The 19463-nt window shown below is 39.4% G+C and carries 20 protein-coding genes and 1 pseudogene; 10 read left to right on the top strand and 11 right to left on the bottom strand.

Going from position 1 to position 19463, the window contains the following annotated elements; all coding sequences use genetic code 11:
- Positions 1–20: 20 nt before the first annotated feature.
- The 3 genes and pseudogenes from glpX to VB797_RS16720 all read right to left on the bottom strand — a co-directional run bounded on the left by glpX (position 21) and on the right by VB797_RS16720 (position 2201).
- Positions 21–1058, bottom strand: coding sequence for a class II fructose-bisphosphatase (gene glpX, locus VB797_RS16730; protein WP_323238843.1), 1038 nt, complete (start codon positions 1056–1058; stop codon positions 21–23).
- 271 nt (positions 1059–1329) lie between these two features.
- Positions 1330–1536 (bottom strand): annotated as a pseudogene (gene tnpA, locus VB797_RS16725) (IS200/IS605 family transposase); the annotation flags it as partial.
- Positions 1537–2000: 464 nt separating this feature from the next.
- A complete protein-coding gene (locus VB797_RS16720) occupies positions 2001–2201 on the bottom strand; it encodes a hypothetical protein (RefSeq protein WP_323238842.1) in 201 nt (66 codons plus the stop codon).
- 115 nt (positions 2202–2316) lie between these two features.
- Here VB797_RS16720 and grxC point away from each other — a divergent pair, with 115 nt between their 5' ends.
- From grxC to VB797_RS16705, 3 genes are all read left to right on the top strand, one after another.
- On the top strand, positions 2317–2634 hold the full coding sequence (gene grxC, locus VB797_RS16715; protein ID WP_323238841.1) for a glutaredoxin 3: 318 nt from the start codon (positions 2317–2319) through the stop codon (positions 2632–2634).
- Between the two features lie 355 nt (positions 2635–2989).
- The gene (gene tadA / locus VB797_RS16710; RefSeq protein WP_323238840.1) at positions 2990–3475 is read left to right on the top strand and encodes a tRNA adenosine(34) deaminase TadA; all 486 of its coding nucleotides are present in this window, start codon (positions 2990–2992) and stop codon (positions 3473–3475) included.
- A gap of 116 nt (positions 3476–3591) precedes the next feature.
- Complete coding sequence (locus tag VB797_RS16705) at positions 3592–4359, top strand: 1-acyl-sn-glycerol-3-phosphate acyltransferase (protein ID WP_323238839.1); 768 nt, start codon at positions 3592–3594, stop codon at positions 4357–4359.
- Between the two features lie 69 nt (positions 4360–4428).
- Here the strand turns inward: VB797_RS16705 and VB797_RS16700 are convergent, their stop codons facing one another.
- Entirely contained in the window at positions 4429–6531 is a 2103-nt protein-coding gene (locus tag VB797_RS16700; protein ID WP_323238838.1) for a S8 family serine peptidase, read from the bottom strand.
- 170 nt (positions 6532–6701) lie between these two features.
- Here VB797_RS16700 and VB797_RS16695 point away from each other — a divergent pair, with 170 nt between their 5' ends.
- The 3 genes from VB797_RS16695 (at position 6702) to grxD (ending at position 8244) form a co-directional block, all read left to right on the top strand.
- Positions 6702–7298 (top strand): hypothetical protein, encoded by a 597-nt coding sequence (locus tag VB797_RS16695; RefSeq protein ID WP_323238837.1) that lies wholly within the window; start codon positions 6702–6704, stop codon positions 7296–7298.
- Positions 7299–7530: 232 nt separating this feature from the next.
- The gene (locus tag VB797_RS16690; protein WP_323238836.1) at positions 7531–7788 is read left to right on the top strand and encodes a BolA family transcriptional regulator; all 258 of its coding nucleotides are present in this window, start codon (positions 7531–7533) and stop codon (positions 7786–7788) included.
- Positions 7789–7920: 132 nt separating this feature from the next.
- On the top strand, positions 7921–8244 hold the full coding sequence (gene grxD / locus VB797_RS16685; RefSeq protein ID WP_323238835.1) for a Grx4 family monothiol glutaredoxin: 324 nt from the start codon (positions 7921–7923) through the stop codon (positions 8242–8244).
- 194 nt (positions 8245–8438) lie between these two features.
- On the opposite strand, the gene VB797_RS16680 is transcribed toward grxD, so the two are convergent.
- Complete coding sequence (locus VB797_RS16680; RefSeq protein ID WP_323238834.1) at positions 8439–8690, bottom strand: DUF6761 family protein; 252 nt, start codon at positions 8688–8690, stop codon at positions 8439–8441.
- A gap of 586 nt (positions 8691–9276) precedes the next feature.
- Here VB797_RS16680 and VB797_RS16675 point away from each other — a divergent pair.
- A complete protein-coding gene (locus VB797_RS16675) occupies positions 9277–10068 on the top strand; it encodes a response regulator transcription factor (RefSeq protein WP_323238879.1) in 792 nt (263 codons plus the stop codon).
- A 100-nt stretch (positions 10069–10168) separates the two neighbouring features.
- Here VB797_RS16675 and VB797_RS16670 read toward each other — a convergent pair whose 3' ends face one another.
- Entirely contained in the window at positions 10169–10939 is a 771-nt protein-coding gene (locus VB797_RS16670; RefSeq protein WP_323238833.1) for an ABC transporter ATP-binding protein, read from the bottom strand.
- Positions 10940–11119: 180 nt separating this feature from the next.
- Here VB797_RS16670 and rsmG point away from each other — a divergent pair, with 180 nt between their 5' ends.
- On the top strand, positions 11120–11881 hold the full coding sequence (rsmG, locus tag VB797_RS16665; protein WP_323238832.1) for a 16S rRNA (guanine(527)-N(7))-methyltransferase RsmG: 762 nt from the start codon (positions 11120–11122) through the stop codon (positions 11879–11881).
- 148 nt (positions 11882–12029) lie between these two features.
- A complete protein-coding gene (locus VB797_RS16660) occupies positions 12030–12566 on the top strand; it encodes a hypothetical protein (protein WP_323238831.1) in 537 nt (178 codons plus the stop codon).
- A 162-nt stretch (positions 12567–12728) separates the two neighbouring features.
- On the opposite strand, the gene VB797_RS16655 is transcribed toward VB797_RS16660, so the two are convergent.
- The 4 genes from VB797_RS16655 to VB797_RS16640 form a co-directional block, all read right to left on the bottom strand.
- Positions 12729–13661: a lysylphosphatidylglycerol synthase domain-containing protein gene (locus VB797_RS16655; protein ID WP_323238830.1), complete on the bottom strand. Its 933-nt coding sequence runs from the start codon at positions 13659–13661 to the stop codon at positions 12729–12731.
- A gap of 3 nt (positions 13662–13664) precedes the next feature.
- Complete coding sequence (locus VB797_RS16650) at positions 13665–15494, bottom strand: APC family permease (protein WP_323238829.1); 1830 nt, start codon at positions 15492–15494, stop codon at positions 13665–13667.
- A 74-nt stretch (positions 15495–15568) separates the two neighbouring features.
- Positions 15569–16093 (bottom strand): DUF1003 domain-containing protein, encoded by a 525-nt coding sequence (locus VB797_RS16645; protein WP_323238828.1) that lies wholly within the window; start codon positions 16091–16093, stop codon positions 15569–15571.
- A 230-nt stretch (positions 16094–16323) separates the two neighbouring features.
- Positions 16324–17130 (bottom strand): alpha/beta hydrolase, encoded by an 807-nt coding sequence (locus VB797_RS16640; protein WP_323238827.1) that lies wholly within the window; start codon positions 17128–17130, stop codon positions 16324–16326.
- Between the two features lie 124 nt (positions 17131–17254).
- On the opposite strand from VB797_RS16640, the gene VB797_RS16635 reads away from it, so the two are divergent.
- Positions 17255–18919, top strand: coding sequence for a phosphatidylglycerol lysyltransferase domain-containing protein (locus VB797_RS16635; RefSeq protein WP_323238826.1), 1665 nt, complete (start codon positions 17255–17257; stop codon positions 18917–18919).
- On the opposite strand, the gene VB797_RS16630 is transcribed toward VB797_RS16635, so the two are convergent.
- Positions 18898–19449 carry a GNAT family N-acetyltransferase gene (locus VB797_RS16630; RefSeq protein WP_323238825.1) on the bottom strand — a complete coding sequence of 184 codons (552 nt, stop codon included), beginning with the start codon at positions 19447–19449 and terminating at the stop codon, positions 18898–18900. The two genes, VB797_RS16635 and VB797_RS16630, sit on opposite strands and share 22 nt — an antisense overlap.
- Positions 19450–19463: the final 14 nt, after the last annotated feature.

Raw genomic sequence — 19463 nt, 5'->3', positions numbered from 1 at the left:
TAACTAATTATTTCCCTTTCCTACCTTAGACTTAGGGTTTGTGGTTTATCTACCATATGAATGGTATCGACAAACCGGGCAGTTTTTGATTGGCTGGAAATTACTAAGCTTTGAGTTCTAGCTCCTCCGTTGAAGAAACGAACTCCTTCCATTAAGGTTCCCGGAGTAATACCGCAAGCTGCAAAGAGTACGTTTTCACCGCCAGCTAGTTCTTCAGCGTTGTAACATTTATCTGGGTCGTTGATACCCATTTCTTTGAGTCGTGCTAAATTACCTTCTCTGCTTTCGCCAATTAAACCTGTTTGCACTACTTCTGGATCGTAGATCAATTGTCCTTGAAAGTGTCCGCCCAAACAACGCATTGCAGCAGCAGAAATTACACCTTCGGGAGCCGCTCCGATACCCATTAATGCATGAATGTTGGTACCGGAGAAACCGCAGGAAATAGCCGCAGAAACGTCACCATCGCTGATTAGGCGGACTCTAGCACCTGCTTGACGAATTTCTGCAATTAATTCTTTGTGACGGGGACGATCCATCACTACTACTACTAATTCCTCAACCGAACGATTCAAACACTCGGATAGAATTTTCAGGTTTTCGGTGGCAGACTTGTTTATATCTACTTTGCCTCGTGCTTGTGCTGGTGCTGCGAGCTTTCTCATATAGAAGTCGGGTGCAGCAAATAATCCGCCTTTTTCAGAAATTGCCAATACAGCCATAGATCCATTTTGACCGTATGCTACCAGGTTAGTGCCTTCGCAAGGGTCAACAGCGATGTCAATTTCAATTAATTCATTGGGGTTACAATAATCTTTGGCATCTTCACGAGTACAAATTCCCACTTCTTCACCAATGTAAAGCATGGGAGCTTCATCGCGTTCACCTTCTCCAATCACAATGCGTCCGCGCATATGGATTTTGTTCATTCTCTCCCGCATAGCTTCTACAGCCACTTGGTCAGCGGTATTCTTCTCACCTTTGCCCATCCAGTGAGCGCTGGCGATCGCCGCTAGCTCAACTACTTCAATAATCTCTAATCCAAGCGTATTTTCCACGAAGTCTACCCTCTCAATTGCTTGCTAAACGCGGTATTTGCGAATTGCGATATCAGTTATTAAGTCTATCAAAAGGCGTATACCCGTGGAAATCTATCTTAGCTTTGGTTTGTGTTAAGTTTTGCTGCTAAGGGGCAAAAGCGAGTGGTGCATGGTTTGCCATGCTGACCATATTTATTAAGTCTTTTATATAAAATTTATTTTTAAATTATTTTTAACTTTCAATCGTAAGAAGTCCCACACTTACCCGTAAGGGAAGTGTTGGGATGAATTACGAACCGGGTTTAGATTGTCCCTCGATGTATTTCCGCAAAGTCGAAACAGTTACGCCACCTCGCGTTGCTACAAAATAAGAACCACTCCAAAATACTTCTTTCCAATAAATCTCAGATAAATACTCTGCAAATTCTTTTCGCAATTTTCTAGAAGACACTGACTTTAGATTGTTAACTAATTTGCTCAATTCAACGTCTGGGTGAGTATAATTCGTAATTCGTAATACCCTTCCCTACGGGACACCTTGCGGTGAACGGGAACACAGAAAGGTGAACGTAATTCGTAATTAATGAAATGAACTACTATTGGTCGATTGCATTAATTTTGCGGGGTAAAATTTTAGTCCTATTTATAGGACTTATGCTATTAGTCCGCGAATTGCATTCCCGGACGGGCTAGGATAAAAACCCGTCAAAACTTTTGAAATGGAGTACTAGTAGTCTGTCACACTAACTTTGAGGGGTTAGCGTAGTGCGTTCACGAAGTGTGCGCGTAGTGCGAGCGTCTCGCTCGCTCGTTGCTTTTAGCCCGCTCGCTGGTTGTAACGAGCGACCAAGATGGTCGCACTACGAATTTCTTACCCCGCAAAGTTAATGTGACAGAGTACTAGTATTCCACCACATTAATTTTGAGGGGTTAGCGTAGTGCGTGTGCGTAAGCGCAGACTCACGAAGTGTGCGCGAAGCGCAAGCGTCTCGCTCGCTGGTTGCTTTTAGCTCGCGGATCTCGCTGGTTGCTTTTAGCTCGCGGATCTCGCTGGTTGCTTTTAGCTTGCGGATCTCGCTGGTTGCTTTTAGCTCGCGGATCTCGCTGGTTGCTTTTAGCTCGCTGATTGTAACGAGCGTGTGCGTAAGCGTAGATTCGCACAGCGTCGCACTACGAATGCATTTGAAAGAAATGAGGCAATGACCCCTGTAGTTCAATCTTTAACTCAAACTGCTAGGCTAAAAGAAAATCCCATAACAACCCTTAAATTAAAAATATGTTCGACTTTCTTAACCCGATTTTAGGTCGCCATCCCGAACAGATCAAAGCAAACGTAGAAATTTATACTTGGCAGACTTGTCCTTATTGCATCCGAGCAAAAATGCTTTTGTGGTGGAAAGGCGTAAAATTCACCGAATATAAAATTGATGGAGACGCAACAGCTAGAACTGCAATGGCTGAACGTGCAGATGGACGGCGTTCGGTACCGCAGATTTTTATTAATAATCAACACGTCGGCGGTTGCGATGATTTGTATCAATTAGATACTCAAGGTCAACTTGATTCGATGTTAAATCAACCAGCAACAGTTTAAGAATATAAGGCTTTTAGCAAAAATTTTATCTTCCTTAAAACCCGTTTTTTGCCATAAATCGGGTTACTTTTTCAAACCTAATCCCTTGTAAAGACGTATTAGCCTATAGCGGAACGTACTGTAGGTATTGCTTGTCCGAGGGGCATTTATATATCGTCTCTAAACAAAATACTTATATAATTTATTGCGTATTTATTTATATGATACTAGCGAGCAAGATGCATGCCCTTACGGAGACGCTGCGCTACCGCACTACAATATTTTCACGTTTTTGCTGTATACATCTATATACAATTTAGCTGCACATCAGCTTAACTCCTAACTCCCAACTCCCAACTCCTCATTCCTAAAGAATATGTTAAGTAGTTACTCAGAATATCTTATACACAAAAAATGGATGCAGCAGGCTATAAAGCTGTCACAAGTGGCAGGAGATGCAGGTGAAGTTCCCGTGGGCGCTGTTATTATTGATTCATCTGAAAATATAATCGCAGAAAGTGAAAATCGAAAACAACGGGACAATGACCCTACCGCTCATGCGGAAATCCTCGCTATACGGGAAGCAACGGGCAGGTTACAAAATTGGCGGCTGCATGAATGTACTCTCTACGTAACTCTCGAACCTTGTCCAATGTGTGCTGGTGCTATTGTGCAAGCCCGTGTAGGTCTACTAGTGTATGGAGTAGATGACCCGAAAACTGGTGCAATTCGGACAGTTACTAACATTCCTGATAGTGCGGCTTCCAATCATCGTTTGCGTGTAATTGGAGGCATCTTAGAATCTGACTGTCGCTCCTTATTACAAACTTGGTTTGTTAATCGGCGACATAGGGTAACTTAAAGGACAGAGGTAAAACTGTCCAGTGAGTGCTACAAAAGTCGGGTGAGAAAATCTACGGTGTTACTAATCAAGAATTCTTTACATTTTGATTCATTCAACGTTCAGCAGTCACCGTGATGATGGAATTTGATTCAATATTTGATACCGGCAGACAAAAAACAGTCAATAGTAAATTTTGTACCAAGTTGCCTGACACTAATTCGCGAATTTCTCCTTGGTTAAGTTCTCTTAGTTACTTATTGGCAGGAAATATACTTTTACCTTTATATTTCAGCCAAATCACAATTACAGGACAAGAAAATTTACCCAAAAGCGGTCCTGTAATTTTAGCTCCTACCCATAAAACCCGCTGGGATTCGCTACTTTTACCTTATGCAACCGGACGTTATATTACCGGACGAGATTTACGTTTTATGGTTACAAGTACCGAGTGTCGCGGCTTTCAAGGCTGGTTTGTGCGGCGTTTGGGAGGATTCCCCGTAGATGCAAAACGCCCTTCAATTACAACTCTCCGTCATACCGTTGAATTGCTGCAACGCGGTGAAATGTTAGTTATTTATCCTGAAGGCGGTATTTTCCGCGATCGCGAAGTCCACACGCTCAAGCCGGGAATTGCGCGTTTGGCAATGAGCGCTGAATCATCTCACCCCGGTTTAGGAGTGAAAATTGTACCTATTTGCTTTAATTACAGTCATCCTTATCCAAGCTGGGGTGCGGATGTCAGCATCAGCATCGGTTCACCAATTAAAGTTTCTGACTATGCTCAAGGTTCTATAAAACAAGATGCTAAAGTTCTTACAGATGATTTAGGTCACGCACTCCAACACCTCAACTATCAATATGATGATTTAGCAAGTAGTAGTTTTGCACAAATATCCAGTTGAGGGAATAGGGAGTAGGGAGTAGGGAGTAGGGAGTAGAACAAAGACAAGCAATCCAATTATTGATAATTGTTAATTGTTAATTGATAAAGCCAGTTCCCAATTCTTTAATTTGCCCACATCAAGTGGAGCCATATCAATAATCCATAATTGCCAGTTTCCTTTGGCTGATTGCCATAGTAAATTTTTTAAAACTGGATGAGTTTGCACTGAGTAAGTGGTTTGCAATTCGTTACGACGACCTAAAGTACGACTTTGCAATAACACCCGTTGATTGTTTGGCGCAATCAGGTAAATTTCTAAATCGCTTAAAAATTCATGGGTGATGTTGACGCTAACTTGAATATCGCGGACTTTGCTAAGTTCGGATATCATAATCCCACTTTTTATGCCTTGTTTAGAATTATCGGGAATCGATAATACAGCGTTATTACGTCCTACTATATTCGGGGTTGCGATCGCAGCATTTACTTGCAGTTTCTGCGCTACTTTTACGGCAGCTTCCGCGTTTACTTTACCGTAACCAAACCAATTTGAATGACCGTTATCATCGTAACTACCGTAACGCAAACCTAATTGTGCATCGGGTTCTAAATCAACTATTTTATCTGCGGTTTCTTCAAGTATGCGTTTTACTTGCTGAGCGCTTAAGTCAGGATTCGCTGATAAAACTAGCGCTGCAACTCCAGCGACTACCGGAGTAGCGCTAGAAGTACCGCCAAAATAAGGGGTAAAATCATCTTTCGTGTAGCCTGCCGCTCCTAATTGATCCGTTGTGAATATTGCCCGTCCGGGAAGTGAAGCTGCGATCGCGGGTTGAGTGTAGACAAAACCAGTTTGTTCAAACCATATTCCCGGCTGAGCGTTGTTGCTGGGAGCGCAGATCGAAATATTACTACCCCAATTGCTGTAAGCGGCTTTTTTGTTCAAGCTGGTGGATGCGGAAACAGTAATTACATCAGGATGCACCGCAAAACCACTGAGCCAACGAGTTTTACCTGTAACTATATTTTTCACCCAGCCGCTCTCGTAAACGGTAGCGTTAATCGGACGATTCGCATTACCAGCAGCAAATAAAATTACACAACCCTTGCCATTCCGACCTTTTGTAGCAGCGCGAGTAATCGCAGCACGTTGACGTAAAGAAAGAGGGAAATATACAGCAGAAGCTCCCCAACTGCAAGAAATTATACTTGCTCCTTTTTCTACAGCCCAATCAAAAATCTTTTCAATCGATTCATCATCCAAAAATCCGCTAGTACGAATAGGCATAAACGCACAGCCGGGAGCAACTCCAGCAATTCCCGTACCATTTTCAGAAGCGATCGCGATTCCCGCACAGGCTGTACCGTGACTGGGTTGTTCTTGTGTGGGTACGGGTAAAAAATCATTATCTTTCAAATCTAAGGGAGCGACTATTTTTCCAGTACCCATAAAATCGGGATGATTGAGATCGAAAGAATCATCGACCACAGCAACAGTCACCGACCGAACTCCCCGCGTAATATCCCAAGCTTTTTCAACTGAAATATGAGATCCATTTGCTAATTGATTCCCACCATTGTGATTGAGATACCATTGCTGAAAATAAAGCGGGTCACTAGGTTTGTAATAAGATTCTTGACGAATAATAATATTAGGTTCGCTAGCTAAAACTTCAGATAAACCTTGTAACTGATTGGCAATTTTTATCGGGTTTTGTGTAGCTTGTTGACCGACAACAAAGACAAAAGTATTAGGAAGACCATCAACAGCTTTGTGAAGAACTAAACCAAACTTTGCTGCGATCGAGTTAATTGTAGAGGTATCAACCCAAGAAGCAAATTCAATAGTCATTTGGTCGCTTAAATAAACCGACGTACCGGGATTACCTTTAATTTGGTAAACATGACTGGCAAAAGCAACATTTGTTGAACTCCGCGCTTGAGACATTGCCATTTCTAAGTTGCTGGATGCAACCCTGAATAATTCCAAACGAGAAGTAGGGATAGTGCTACGCCAACTACCCAAGAAACTTTGAGCTAATTTTGGAGCCGGAATATTAGCATTACTACGAACGGTAAATCGGTCTGGAACCTTTTCTAGAACTAATTCTTCACCACCACGTTGTATAATCATTCCTAAACTGTTTGTTGGTATAATCGGATATTTTTGTGGATTTGCGCTCGTATTCATGACAGCTATGTTGGTGACTGTAATGGTTGTGGGAACCCAATTAATGAGAATTTCAGTCTAAATCAAAGATACGAGTGTATGTAGCTTTGCTTTGTTAAAGAGCAAAACAGAGTTAAGATACCCTTCAGTTCTATCCCTATTCTGTTTAGTTGTCCCAAGTATTTATCCCCATGAAATTTGCTTCAATTCCCAATATTTGTCTTGCTTTACTATCGGTAATAGCAAGTTTTGGTCTACTATCACCCGCTCACGCTCAGGTTAAACTACCTAGTGGTAGCACGCAAGTACAACCTATAGATCCAAATGACCCCGATACTCTGAGTCCAACCGGACAAACAAGCAGCGTTTTGAGTCTTGATGGTGGAAAACGTTTGATGTCGGAGGCTGGTAATGCTGTTTCTTCGCAAAATTATTCTTTAGCGGAAAATAAACTTAAGGAAGCACGTTTAGTTTTCAATCAGCTATCAAATTTCTACCAACAACTAAATTCTAGTTTTGCCGGAATCGACAACAGGGTCGCCGATTCACAGCGTCAAAAAGCTTTATCCGCCGCTCAAATGCGAGATGAAGCTACCTATCAGTTAGCGTTAGTAAACAGAGCGCAAAATAAACCAGAATTAGCTGTACCTTTGTTAGTGCAAATTATCAAAAGTCAAAATCCCAGCCGAGAGTTAGGCAGAAAAGCTTATCAACAATTACTTGAGTTGGGCTTTGTTGATTCTCCTTATCCAAAGAGCGGCAGTAATGCTACTTCACCCAAAAAATAACTAAGTTTTTTATACCTACCATAAAATTGTTAAATATACCACCGTTAAACTTTTGGCGGTGGCTTTTGAATTAAAGGATGGTAGGATTAAATTATCTATATTTTTTTAAGCAAAACATCAGAAAAATATAATTCATTGGTAACTGAATAATTGATTTATACAGTCTAAAATTATTGAAAATTTGGACATAATATATAAGTAGAGTGTAGAGAAATAATTTTTAGGGATTGCGATGATAAGTCCGCAGCAAGTAGAGTCCATGATCAAGGCACAAATGCCAGATGCTCAGATTCAAGTACAAGACTTGACCGGCGGTGGCGACCATTATCAAGTAAGTGTAGTTTCATCGCAATTTGCTGGCAAGGGATTGGTACAGCAACATCAGCTAGTGTACGGTGCGCTGAAACAAGCTATGTCTAGCGAAGCTATTCACGCTTTAGCACTTAAAACATACACTCCCGAAGCTTGGCAAGCAACAGCCGCTTCATAACCACTAGTTATGAGTTATCAGTTACTGCTGGGGAAATAAATCAACTCCAACGACATGAGCTAGATTACCGACCATCAGTTTTTAACTTAAGCTGGTCAACGAACCAAAACACGATCGCAAAAGGGAAACATCATGACACCAGAAGTTAAAGAAAAAATTGATAACTTGGTACAGCAAAACAAAATCATGGTTTTCATGAAGGGAAGCAAATTAATGCCAATGTGCGGCTTCTCTAACAATGTTGTCCAAATTATCAACACCTTGGGAGTTCCCTTCGAGACTTTTGACGTTCTCGAAGACTCAGAAGTACGTCAGGGAATCAAAGAATATTCCGACTGGCCGACAATTCCCCAACTGTACGTAAATGGTAAATTTGTTGGTGGAAGCGATATTTTGATTGAACTTTACCAAAAAGGTGAATTGCAGCAAATGGTTGAAGTCGCAATGGCTTCTTAATCAATTCATTCGCTATCCAAAAAAAAATCCCCCCACTTTGTCTGGAATAACCAAGCTTAGTGAGGGGAAAATTTATTGAGAATTGCTACAAAACATTTACAAAAAATCTTACTAGCGATACAGTTGACACTTGCAGATAGAATGCTATAATCATCTGCGTTGAGCATGGATTACTATTAACGGACTGGCAAATCTTATTGATAGTAATCTGGTTCTGGCTCTGGTTGAGTCACTGCAAAATTAGATGCATCAAACAAGAAGCGGGTAGCTTCTTCCTCTAAGCGATGAATTAGGTAAGCCTCCAAGCTGTTGCTGCTTGTGAGTGCGGCTAAATAACCATCAAGGTACATCCGCATATCATCTGTACGATAACCGCGATTCCAGAGTTCGACGAAGGCGTCAGTCAATCTTTGATAGTAGCGGATTGTTCGTGTGTCTTGGAGCATAATGCAAGAAAAAACTATCAGAGGGTTGGAATGAGAATTGTAAATGATTCAAGCTCAAATGTGAAGTATTACTTTTAGATGGGCATGAATCAGCGTTCGAGTGAAAGCTTGATAAAAAGATGCTATTGCCACGACCTCTACATATATCCTATTCGTTTATAGGCTTAATGTGATGAGTAAATAAGCGACTCTTATATTTTTTAAAGATTATTTATTAATTACACAAAAGTTACGCTTTTTGCTATTTCATGGGCAATATCTACTTTGTTCTCACCATAAAACGCTTGTGGAGATTGGTTCTAATATAGCTTGTTGGTTAGGATTTGAGCGGAACTAAATAAACTTCAATAACACAATAAAACTACAAACGAAAATTTTCAATAGTTTTAAACTAGTATAACAAAAATTGATAATTGTTACCAATTGCATCAACCATATTGTAAAAAAGGTAACAAAATCCTATGCTGCAAACTAAAAAAATAAATAAATGTCAAGCAAATACGAATGGGAGTAACAACGGTTACAAAACCAAAGCTATAGCCTTTGTTACCTTGAAAGTCATGCTCGAATGAGGGGTTTTGCCAACGTGGGTTCAGTTTGTATTGAAATTATTGAGGGGAATCCCCATTTAAGGTCGCTGCTCGGTTGGCACTTACAACAACTGGAATATAGGGTATTCCAGGCTGCTAGCATTTATCAAGCAAGAGAAGCGTTTTTGACTCATCAACCAACATTAGTGGTTCTTGATGCTGACTTGCCTGATGGTGATGGAATCGAATTTTGTCGTTGGTTAAATCGCCAGCAACAGCCTTTGATTTTAATGCTCTCTGCGCGAAGTAATGAAGCTGATATTGTCACTGGTTTAAAAGCTGGTGCCGATGATTATTTAAGTAAACCTTTTGGGATGCAAGAGTTTTTAGCACGGGTAGAAGCACTTGTTCGCCGCAAGCGCACTCCTGTAGCACCAGCTTATTTGGATTATGGTGCTTTGCAAATTGACTTAATACAGCGTCGCGTCCGTTTTAAAGGTGAATTTATCGATTTAACACCCCAGGAATTTAGCCTGCTTTATGTTTTAGCGCAAGCTGGAGGAATGCCACTTTCTCGCTCAGAATTACTGCGTCGCGCTTGGCCTGACGCTATAGATAATCCGCGCACAATTGATACACACGTATTATCGTTGCGAAAAAAAGTTGAATTAGATCCGCGTCAACCGAGTTTAATTCAAACCATTCGCAACGTCGGATACCGATTTAACATAGAAATGCTGAATACAAATTCTCAAAATATTTCTCAATCAACTGCTAAATTAACTCAAAATCAACAACCTAAAAATCAATTTACTAGCCAACATTCTACAATTGCTTCTGGGAGATGAGGGGATAGGGAGATAGGGAGATGGGGAGATGGGGAGATGGGGAGATGGGGAGAAGAATTTTAACCTTTGACCTTTAACCTTAACTATTCCCAATACTCATTTAAAATTCAAAATCGTTGTCGGTTTCTACTTGCTGCATTTCTTGCAAATTATTCCAGTTGATCTCAGAAGCTGTTTGATTTGCGATTAAATGACCTTGTTGCAGGTGTATAAGTCGCGTACAAAACATTTGGGCTATATTTAGCTGGTGATTTACCATGCATACTGTAATCTGATGTTTTGCGTATAGCCGATTTAAAATTTCTATGACCTGCTCTGCTGTACCTAAATCTAAATTGGAGGTTGGTTCGTCTAGCAATAAAATTTTTGGCTGGATAACTAATCCTCTGACAAGATTTACTAGCTGTCGCTGTCCGGTGGAAAGCTGTATTTCCGTTCTTCCTAACCAATCGTCAGGAATATGCAGCTGTTCCATCCAATAATTTAAACGCTGCTCAATTTCAGGCTTGGGTAAATTTCGCAACATCAGCGGATAAACTAGAGCATCTTTAACATTCATTCCCAAAAGCTTTGGTTGGGCTACAAGGATGACAGATTGGCGTAATTCTATTACGGGAATTTGCTGATACTCGCGATTTTCGAGATAAATTTTACCGCTTGTGGGTTCGCATAAACGATTTAAAAGACGCAATAAATAAGATTTACCTGCTCCAGTTGGTCCAACGATCGCAACGCGATCGCCTTCATAAATATTCACGGAAATATCCTGCAATATAGGATACTCTGGCAATTTATGCTTGGCTTGAGTTGTCAGTTTTTCGACTAAACTAACTTTTTCTAATCGTAATAAGATCGGTTGCTTGGTCTCCAAATTTAAAACCTTTTAACTAAGCTTTTTCGAGTTAATCATTATTGAGGGAGTAGGGAGTAGGGAGTAGGGAGTAGGGAGAAGAATTAGATTCTTAATCTTAGACCGAGAAAGGAGTAATATCTAGAATACTATTTTGAAATAAAATATAACTCGCTAAATTTTAGGCGCTAAATTTTACTCGTGAACGATTCAACTATATCTTGTTTACCCCAGATGACCGATATCTGGGAAAAAACCCTTGACTGGAAACCATCTCCCCAACAGCAAGAACTGTTTCAACGTCTTTATGGGTTAATTCTTGAAGGGAACCGTCAGCTAAACTTGACTCGGATTACTGACCCTGAAGATTTTTGGGAAAAACACTTGTGGGATTCTTTACGGGGAATCAAGTTTTTGATTTCGGTAAATGAAGATGAAAGAAGGGAAGAGGGCAAAGAAATTACTATAATTGACTTAGGTACTGGTGCAGGATTCCCTGGTATTCCGGTAGCTATAGCTGTTAAAAACTGTACTGTTAATCTTGTTGATTCTACGAAGAAAAAAATTACTTTTATCAACAGTATTTTGCCTCAACTTAATTTAAATAACCTCAAAGCAACTACTTGTAGAGCAGAAGAAATCGGTAGGCAAAGACAGCATCGGGAAGCTTACGATATAGCACTGATTCGGGCTGTAGCTTCGGCTTCGGCTTGTGCGGAATATGCTTTACCATTGTTGAAACAAGGGGGATTAGCAGTAGTTTACCGGGGTAGTTTAACGGACGAAGAAACTATCAATATGGAAAATGCCGTAGAGCAGTTGGGTGGAATCATAGAATCAATCGAAAAATTTAATACACCCATAAGTAACAGCGATCGCCATTGTTTGTATTTACGAAAAGTAGCAAATACACCCGCGAAGTTCCCTCGTGCAGTAGGTGTACCCGCTCAGCGTCCGCTTTAGGAGTTAGGAGTTAGGAGTTAGGAGTTAGGAGTTAGGAATTAATCAGTGTCATCCATTTAATCAGTGTTCGGAGTCAACTAGTGATAATTGATCGTTGATTATAAACTTTTTACAGATAAACTATAGCTTAATGCAGTATTAAAAAGCCATGAGTGAAATAAGCGACGTTAAAACAACAGATACAACTAATAAAGAATCGGGATTTTCCAAAGTTAAGAACATTGCGATCGGTCTTGTACTTGCTACAATTGCGGGTGCAGCTTTATATGGTGCTGGTTGGTTCCAAGCACGTTCTCAATTTTCTTCAAACGATGACCAAATAAATATTGAGTTACAACAAACAAAAGAACAGTTAACTACAGCAAAGAACCGAGCTTATTTGATGGAAGCTCGCGGTGATTTGTATGATACTACAGTAAATTTAGACCTACGTAACTTTGGTTTAGCAAATACTCGGATTCAGGAAGCAGCAGCAGCTTTAAATAAAGTTGAAGATGTTAACGGTAGTTTAAATATCAGCAAAATAAAAGAATTACAACAAGCTGTTTCTAAAAAGAACATCAATGTCGCAGTTAATTTAGAACAACAGCGTAATAGCGTTTTAAGCTATATAAATGTTTTAGATAAATTGATTCCTGCTGAGGAAAACTTAGCAATTCCCGCACCCTCAGAGTCACCCAATTAATAATACCGTTTAATAAAGGTAATACAAATAACTTATGTAGAGACGTTGCAGTGCAACGTCTTTGATTATTTAGATTTAGAACGAAAATATTGGAATTATGACAATATCGAAGCTGAATAAGCAGTTGCGATCGCGTTAAGTAAAAAGGCTGAATTTGAGAATTCAATGTCTCAGCCGTCGTCTAATTTCATAACTACTTAGTAACCCCATCGCTACTATCAAAGGAAATATGTAGTAAACTGCTCGGAATGCTAAGAGTGAACCTAAAACTCTAGCAGAATTAAGTGATGTTGGAAGTAATAATAAAGTAACTGTTTCAAATACGCCTAAACCACCGGAAACGTGGCTAATAATGCTAACAATCATGGCTAATAAATAGATACCGAAAAAGCCAGAATAGGATAAAAGAGTATTATTTGGAAGTAAAATATAGAGTACCCCAGCAGCAAATGCCCAATCGAAGAAAGAAACGATTATTTGTGTAACAGATGAAGTAAAACTTGGAATTGCAAAACTTTGCCCTTTTATTATTATCGGCTGTTTTCTGACAGCACAAATCATCAAGTATGTTACTACAATCCCTAGGAAAATAAACCCGATGGGATGAACTGAAATCAAAGGTAATTTTAATAAGCTGGGTAAAGTTAAAGGTTCGATGATAAAAGTAATTCCACCCACCGCAAATAATCCCAACCAAAAACACAGATTTTCAAACCCAATAATTAAAGCAACCTTTCGTGCCGAAACTCCCCAGCGAGAGTAGAAACGATAGCGAATTGCACCACCGGACAAAGTTGCAAAGCCAACAATATTACTTATGGCATGACTCAGAAAAGCTGTAAATAAAATTTTACCTGTATTTAAAGAGTATTTAAAGTAGCGAAACGCGATTAAATCGTAGCAGGCAAAAGCTATGTAGCCTAAAATTGTAAATAATATTGCCAAACTCAATCTATACCAGGAAATTGCTTGTAAACTCTGGATTACTTCTGTTAATTGGTAATGCTTTAATTCTTTTTGCAAAGCCCACAAGCAGATTATCAAAATTCCCAAACCTAAGAAGGGAACTAAACGGTTAATTAGCTTTTCATTCATTATTCACAAATAATACCTAACACTACTTATAACTCGGCTGCGTTTATTGCGTAGTGCTGCTCTAACAAACAAAGCTGTTTGATTGTGTAAAAAATCTTCCCACCAGTGTCGCGTCATAAAAACTGGGATGATGACTGTCGTAAATGTTTCTGGGTGTCGTGCTTCAAAATCGGCAACAAATTCGCTCATTGGTTTGACTACCGATCGATAGGGAGAATCTAAAATTATCAAGGGAATGTCGGCTTCTAATTCTTGCCACTGCTGTAATAGGTTAGTCTTATCTGTATCGCCGATATCAACATGGATAGCGACAATTTGCGATGCAATGCTGCGTGCATATTCTAACGCTTCCACTGTTCCCCGATGCAGTTGTCCAACTAATACGATCGCGGGAGTGGTGCTGTTAGTTTGTATTTGTGTTCGGGAGCGGTTTAGTTCCATTCCGTCAATGCTCAAGCGTTCCCTAACTATCCGATAATGACGGTTAATGCTTAAAAACAAGTAAACAACCGCAGGAATTGCCAAGACAACTATCCATGCACCCTGCTTAAACTTAGTAGCAACAATCACCATCAGTACCAATGTTGTCATGATCGCACCGATACCGTTAATAACTGTACTTAAAAGCCATCCGCCGGTTTTATCTTTGAACCAGTGCCGCACCATACCGGCTTGAGACAAGCTGAAGGATGTAAAAACGCCGACAGCGTAGAGGGGAATAATCGCGTTAGTTTGTCCCCGGAAAATCACAATCAAGATTGCCGCAGTTGCACTCAAGAGGATAATACCGTTGGAATAAACAAGGCGATCGCCCAACAATAACAATTGTCTTGGTAAAAATCTGTCTCTGGCTAAGAAGTAGGACAATCGGGGAAAATCTGCAAAGCTGGTATTTGCTGCCAGCATTAAAATTAGTAAGGTGGTAATTTGCAGAAAGTAGTAAAAAATACCATTGCCGAATATAGAGCGTCCTAATAGAGAAAGCACCGTTTGCCCAGATTCGGGTACGATTTGATAGACGTGGGCAAGGTAAGTAATTCCTAAAAACATCGCGGTCAAAATACCCACCATGTATCCTAAAGTCCGCCGAGCGTTTTGCCACTCTGGAGACTTAAACACCATCACACCGTTAGAAATGGCTTCCACTCCAGTTAAAGCAGTACAGCCAGCAGCAAAAGCGCGGCACAGCAGGAATAAACTTATTGGTGTTTGGGTTACAGTTACTGGAATTACCGTAATTTGTCCCGTTGCTTGGCGAAAAATCCCCCAGATAATCAAACCAAAGATTGTGACGATAAAAGCATAGGTAGGGATTGAAAACAGTTGACCGCTGGATCTTAATCCCCGTAAATTCGCCAACATTAATAAAAAGACTAGTAGCAAACACAACTCGACAACAAAAGGTTGTAAAGCCGGAACCGCCGAAGTTAAAGCCGCAATTCCCGCTGAAACGCTCACAGTTACCGTGAGAATATAGTCAATCATCAACGAAGCTGCTGCAATCAACCCTGGATAAATACCAAGATTTTCTCGCGCTACGGTGTAAGCACCACCACCACTAGGATAAGCGCGGATAGTTTGACGATAAGAAAGAGCAATAATCGCAAGTAACAGCGCAATCCCTAAAGCAATGGGTAAGGATAATCCCAGCGCTCCACCTCCTGCTAATACCAAAACCAGCAGAATTTCTTCCGTTGCGTAAGCCACCGAAGACAAAGCATCAGAAGACAAAACCGCTAAAGCTGCCGTATTCGTTAAACGTTCCTCTGCAAAAGCGCTAGTTGGTAAAGGTTCACCTACCAAATAGCGCCATAAACCTCTATGTGTTTTCATTTTTTCCTGAATGATTGGCTTGACCCAATATCTACTTTCATAAATTTCAGGCAAGTTTAATTAATAGTTTTTAATTATTTATTTCTTAATTGCTTTAACAATTCTTCTAAATTTGCTAAGCGCTGCTGTTGTTCTTTGAGCATCTGTACAACTTCCACTATTTGCTGTTCGCGTAATTGGTTAAGTTTGTCATGCATCAACTCAATTTCTAATTCCGCTTTTTTATTCACTTCATAGTCATATTTTGCATCTTGACGGTCAATAGCACTTTGCCGATTTTGGCTCATCATAATGATCGGAGCCGCATAAGCTGCTTGGAAAGATAACATCAAGTTAAGCAAAATAAACGGGTATGGGTCCCAATGTCGAGAAAAAGCAACAATATTGAGAACAACCCAAAAGAATAAAAGAACACTTTGAATAATAATAAATCGCCAAGAACCCATTACCGCAGCAACCGTATCCGCAACGCGATCGCCTAATTTGGTTGTCTGCTGGCTTGGAGGATGTTGGGCTGGTTTACGTTCTCTGAGTCTTACTAATAGTTTATATTCTTCGGGACTAACGCGAGCGCGTAAGTGTCTGTTACTTTTCATCATTTTGACCTATTTATGTTATGGCAGTTTTAAACAGGTAACTATATTAAGCTGAGTAGATTTAATTTGTATATTAAAATATGCGTATACTGAGAAAATTTAAAGTTATTTTAGCGAACGTAAATATAGCGGTTTTCGGTTAAGTTAGGTACAGAAATTTTAACCTCACCCCGCCTGCGCCAGCAGTATCCTTAGTAAGGAGAGGGGAAGGGGTGAGGTTCAATCTATAATGCTTATAAACTTAACAACTGTGATAAAAATAGTGATATTTCTTGATTTACTATTTCTGGATGCTCTGCTATTAGCAAATGTCCGCCTTCGGGTAGATGTAAATGTTTTCCAAATGTAAATAATTTAGCTAATTCTTCTCCCATTGTTTTGGTAAACATGGGGTCTTGATCGCCACTAATAACTAAAACCGGAAATTTGAATTTGTGTGCAGCTAGTTCTTTTTCAAAAAAGTTATAATCCCAAAATATTTCTAAGGCTTTATAAGGATGATATGTTTTAGGTAAAGGACTTTCTGTAAAGAAACGCTCGATTTTTTCTGCTTGGGAACTAGATAATTTATTAGTTAATAACTGAACTAAAGGTAAATGATAAAGATGACGACCACCCCAAGTAAAAAATTTCATCAAGGGAATTTCCCACCAGGGTGCGAGGTCGTGAGTTCCACCAGCAATTAAAATTAAACCACTAACAGGATGCTTTCTTGCCCATTCTAAACCCAGGGGGACACCATAACTGTGACAGCAAAGTACGGGGGATTGAATCTGATATTTATTCAGCAGTCGGTTCAAATCCCGTTCATGTCTTCCCAAGGAATAGCGAGAATACGCTGTAGAATCACCATTTCCTCCCAAATCGTATGCTAAAACCTCTCTTCCTTGATCGAGAAAGAATTCGTATTGCGATCGCCAATTGAAACGATTCCCCAGTCCCCCATGTATGAACACCAAAGCCGGACTTTCACCTTTCGTGTAAGCAACCTGTAAATCTACACCTTTACGCAGATGTATTTTTTCCCCAACAATATCCACGGCATTTTTATTTGAAAATATGTGAAAAGTTAGTTTATAAGATTTAATAGTAGCTAATATTTCGATATATTGACTACATTATCTTTATTTGTAGCTACAGAAAGCTAAAAATCGGGAGAAGTAATTGTTAAACAAACGTCAACGTATTCAACTTTGGATAGCCTCTACTTTAACGGCTTTAGTAGGTATTGTAAATTTACTTTCTGCGGTGACTCCAAACTTACCCAGACGAACAGAGATATTAAAAGAATTTATTCCGTTTGAAATTCGCGTCAGTAGTCATTTTTTAGCTGCCATAACGGGTTTTATTTTACTTACACTCGCAGCCAATTTGTTACGTCGCAAACGTGTAGCTTGGTTGCTAACTGTTGGGCTGTTAATTTTATCTATTACTCTTCATTTAATTAAAGGATTAGATTATGAAGAAAGTTTAGTCGCTCTCGTATTATTAATTGAATTAATTTTAATCCGTCGTCTGTTTACCGCTCAATCCGACCGTCCTTCAATTGCTCAAGGAATTCGAGTTTTGATTGGGGCTTTATTATTTACTTTAGCTTACGGTACGGTTGGCTTTTTTCTATTAGATAGACAATTCAGTGTAGAATTCAATTTCATTGAAGCATTGCAGCAAACTCTAGCAATGTTTTTTACTTTAGATAATGCAGGGTTACAGCCAACTACTAGATTTGGAAACTTTTTTGCCAATTCTATCTATTTTGTTGCCGTTACTACTTTCATTTATGCTTTATTTATGCTTCTACGTCCCGTGCTGTTACGAACGACTTTAGAAACAGAAAGACAACAAGCGATAAAAATTGTAGAGCAGCATGGTAAGTCTTCTTTAGCACGATTTACTTTATTTAATGATAAAGCTTATTATTTTAGTCCTAGTGGTAAAACCGTTATTTCCTATGTTTCTAAAGGACGGGGTGCTGTAGCGTTGGGAGACCCCATTGGACCAGATGGAGATCGAAGAAGTGCGATTCAAGGGTTTGAAAATTTTTGCGATCGCAATGATTGGTATCCTAGCTTTTATCAAACTTTACCGGATGACCTCGAACTCTATAAATCTTTAGGATTTAAAGTGATTCAAATTGGTGAAGAAGCGGTTGTCGATTTAAAAAGTTTTACTCTTGAAGGTAAAGCGGGAAAGAATTTAAGAACAGTAGTAAATCGCTTTACTAAGTTAAACTATCAAGTTAAATTTTACCAGCCACCGATCGCCGATGACTTATTACAAAAACTAAAAGTTATTAGCGATGAATGGTTGAAAATGATGCAGGGTTCTGAAAAACGGTTTTCTGTAGGTTGGTTTGATGAAAATTACCTACGAGGTTGTGAAATTGTCGTCGTAGAAACTGCTGGAGGTGAAATTACTGCTTTTGCAAATATTATATCGGAGTATCAATTAAATGAAATTACTATTGATTTGATGCGACGCAAAACAGAAGTTGAAAACGGGACAATGGATTTCTTGTTTATTTCCATGTTTAAACATTTTCAAGAAAGAGGATATGACAGCTTTAATCTTGGTTTATCAGCCCTTGCTGGAGTCGGTGAAAATCAAAAATCACCTCGGTTGGAAAAAGGTTTACATTATCTATACGAACACTTAAATCGATTTTATAACTTTAAAGGACTCCACGAATTTAAAGAAAAGTTTCATCCTCGATGGGAGCCGCGTTATTTAGTTTACCCAACTTTAAGTAGTTTGCCTGATATAGTTCTGGCTTTAGTAAGGGCTGATTCTGGCGATCGGCTTTTAGATTACTTTAAATCTGGTACTTGATTATTGAAATCTGTCACAATATTTTGATGACAACCCTCAACCTTGAAAAATAATAAGGGTTTGTCATCCACGAGCTTTTCCTCAACTTGTTTCATGCCGATTCTTTGTGCTACTTTTCTGGAATCAACGTTAGGGTGATCGCAACTTGCTAAAAGATGATGATAACCAAGTGTATTAAAACAATACTCTAATATTTTGGTTGCGGCTTCGGTAGCATAACCTTTTTTAGTCGCTTCGGGTAGCAAAGCGTAAACTAATTGAGGTTGCTTTTCATCAAAAAAATACCACAAACCAACAAACCCAATAATTTCTTCATTTTTAGTTTGAATAAGCCAAAGACCAAGTTTTTGTTCATTAAAGAGTTTTTGGCTCTCCACTAACATTTCTTCAACCTTTTGCAAAGACAAAATTTGATCGTCGCATAAATACTTTCTGACATAGGGATCGATCAAAATACCGTGTAGAGTGTTTAAGTCACTCTCTAATATCGGCTTTAATAGTAATCTTTGAGTTTCAAATGTCAAATCCATTACTAAATTTCCTA

This window comes from Rivularia sp. UHCC 0363, assembly GCF_034931125.1.
Taxonomy (GTDB): Bacteria; Cyanobacteriota; Cyanobacteriia; order Cyanobacteriales; family Nostocaceae; genus Rivularia.
Note: the sequence above shows the minus strand (reverse complement) of the source record. Positions and strands in the feature narration are given on the sequence as shown.

Bases quoted from the DNA above. Each gene is read 5' to 3' on its own strand.
- grxC (WP_323238841.1), top strand. From the start codon at position 2,317: ATGTTCGACTTTCTTAACCCGATTTTAGGTCGCCATCCCGAACAGATC.
- tadA (WP_323238840.1), top strand. From the start codon at position 2,990: ATGTTAAGTAGTTACTCAGAATATCTTATACACAAAAAATGGATGCAG.
- VB797_RS16705 (WP_323238839.1), top strand. From the start codon at position 3,592: ATGATGGAATTTGATTCAATATTTGATACCGGCAGACAAAAAACAGTC.
- VB797_RS16700 (WP_323238838.1), bottom strand. From the start codon at position 6,531: ATGAATACGAGCGCAAATCCACAAAAATATCCGATTATACCAACAAAC.
- VB797_RS16695 (WP_323238837.1), top strand. From the start codon at position 6,702: ATGAAATTTGCTTCAATTCCCAATATTTGTCTTGCTTTACTATCGGTA.
- VB797_RS16690 (WP_323238836.1), top strand. From the start codon at position 7,531: ATGATAAGTCCGCAGCAAGTAGAGTCCATGATCAAGGCACAAATGCCA.
- grxD (WP_323238835.1), top strand. From the start codon at position 7,921: ATGACACCAGAAGTTAAAGAAAAAATTGATAACTTGGTACAGCAAAAC.
- VB797_RS16680 (WP_323238834.1), bottom strand. From the start codon at position 8,690: ATGCTCCAAGACACACGAACAATCCGCTACTATCAAAGATTGACTGAC.
- VB797_RS16660 (WP_323238831.1), top strand. From the start codon at position 12,030: ATGAGTGAAATAAGCGACGTTAAAACAACAGATACAACTAATAAAGAA.
- VB797_RS16655 (WP_323238830.1), bottom strand. From the start codon at position 13,661: ATGAATGAAAAGCTAATTAACCGTTTAGTTCCCTTCTTAGGTTTGGGA.
- VB797_RS16650 (WP_323238829.1), bottom strand. From the start codon at position 15,494: ATGAAAACACATAGAGGTTTATGGCGCTATTTGGTAGGTGAACCTTTA.
- VB797_RS16645 (WP_323238828.1), bottom strand. From the start codon at position 16,093: ATGATGAAAAGTAACAGACACTTACGCGCTCGCGTTAGTCCCGAAGAA.
- VB797_RS16630 (WP_323238825.1), bottom strand. From the start codon at position 19,449: ATGGATTTGACATTTGAAACTCAAAGATTACTATTAAAGCCGATATTA.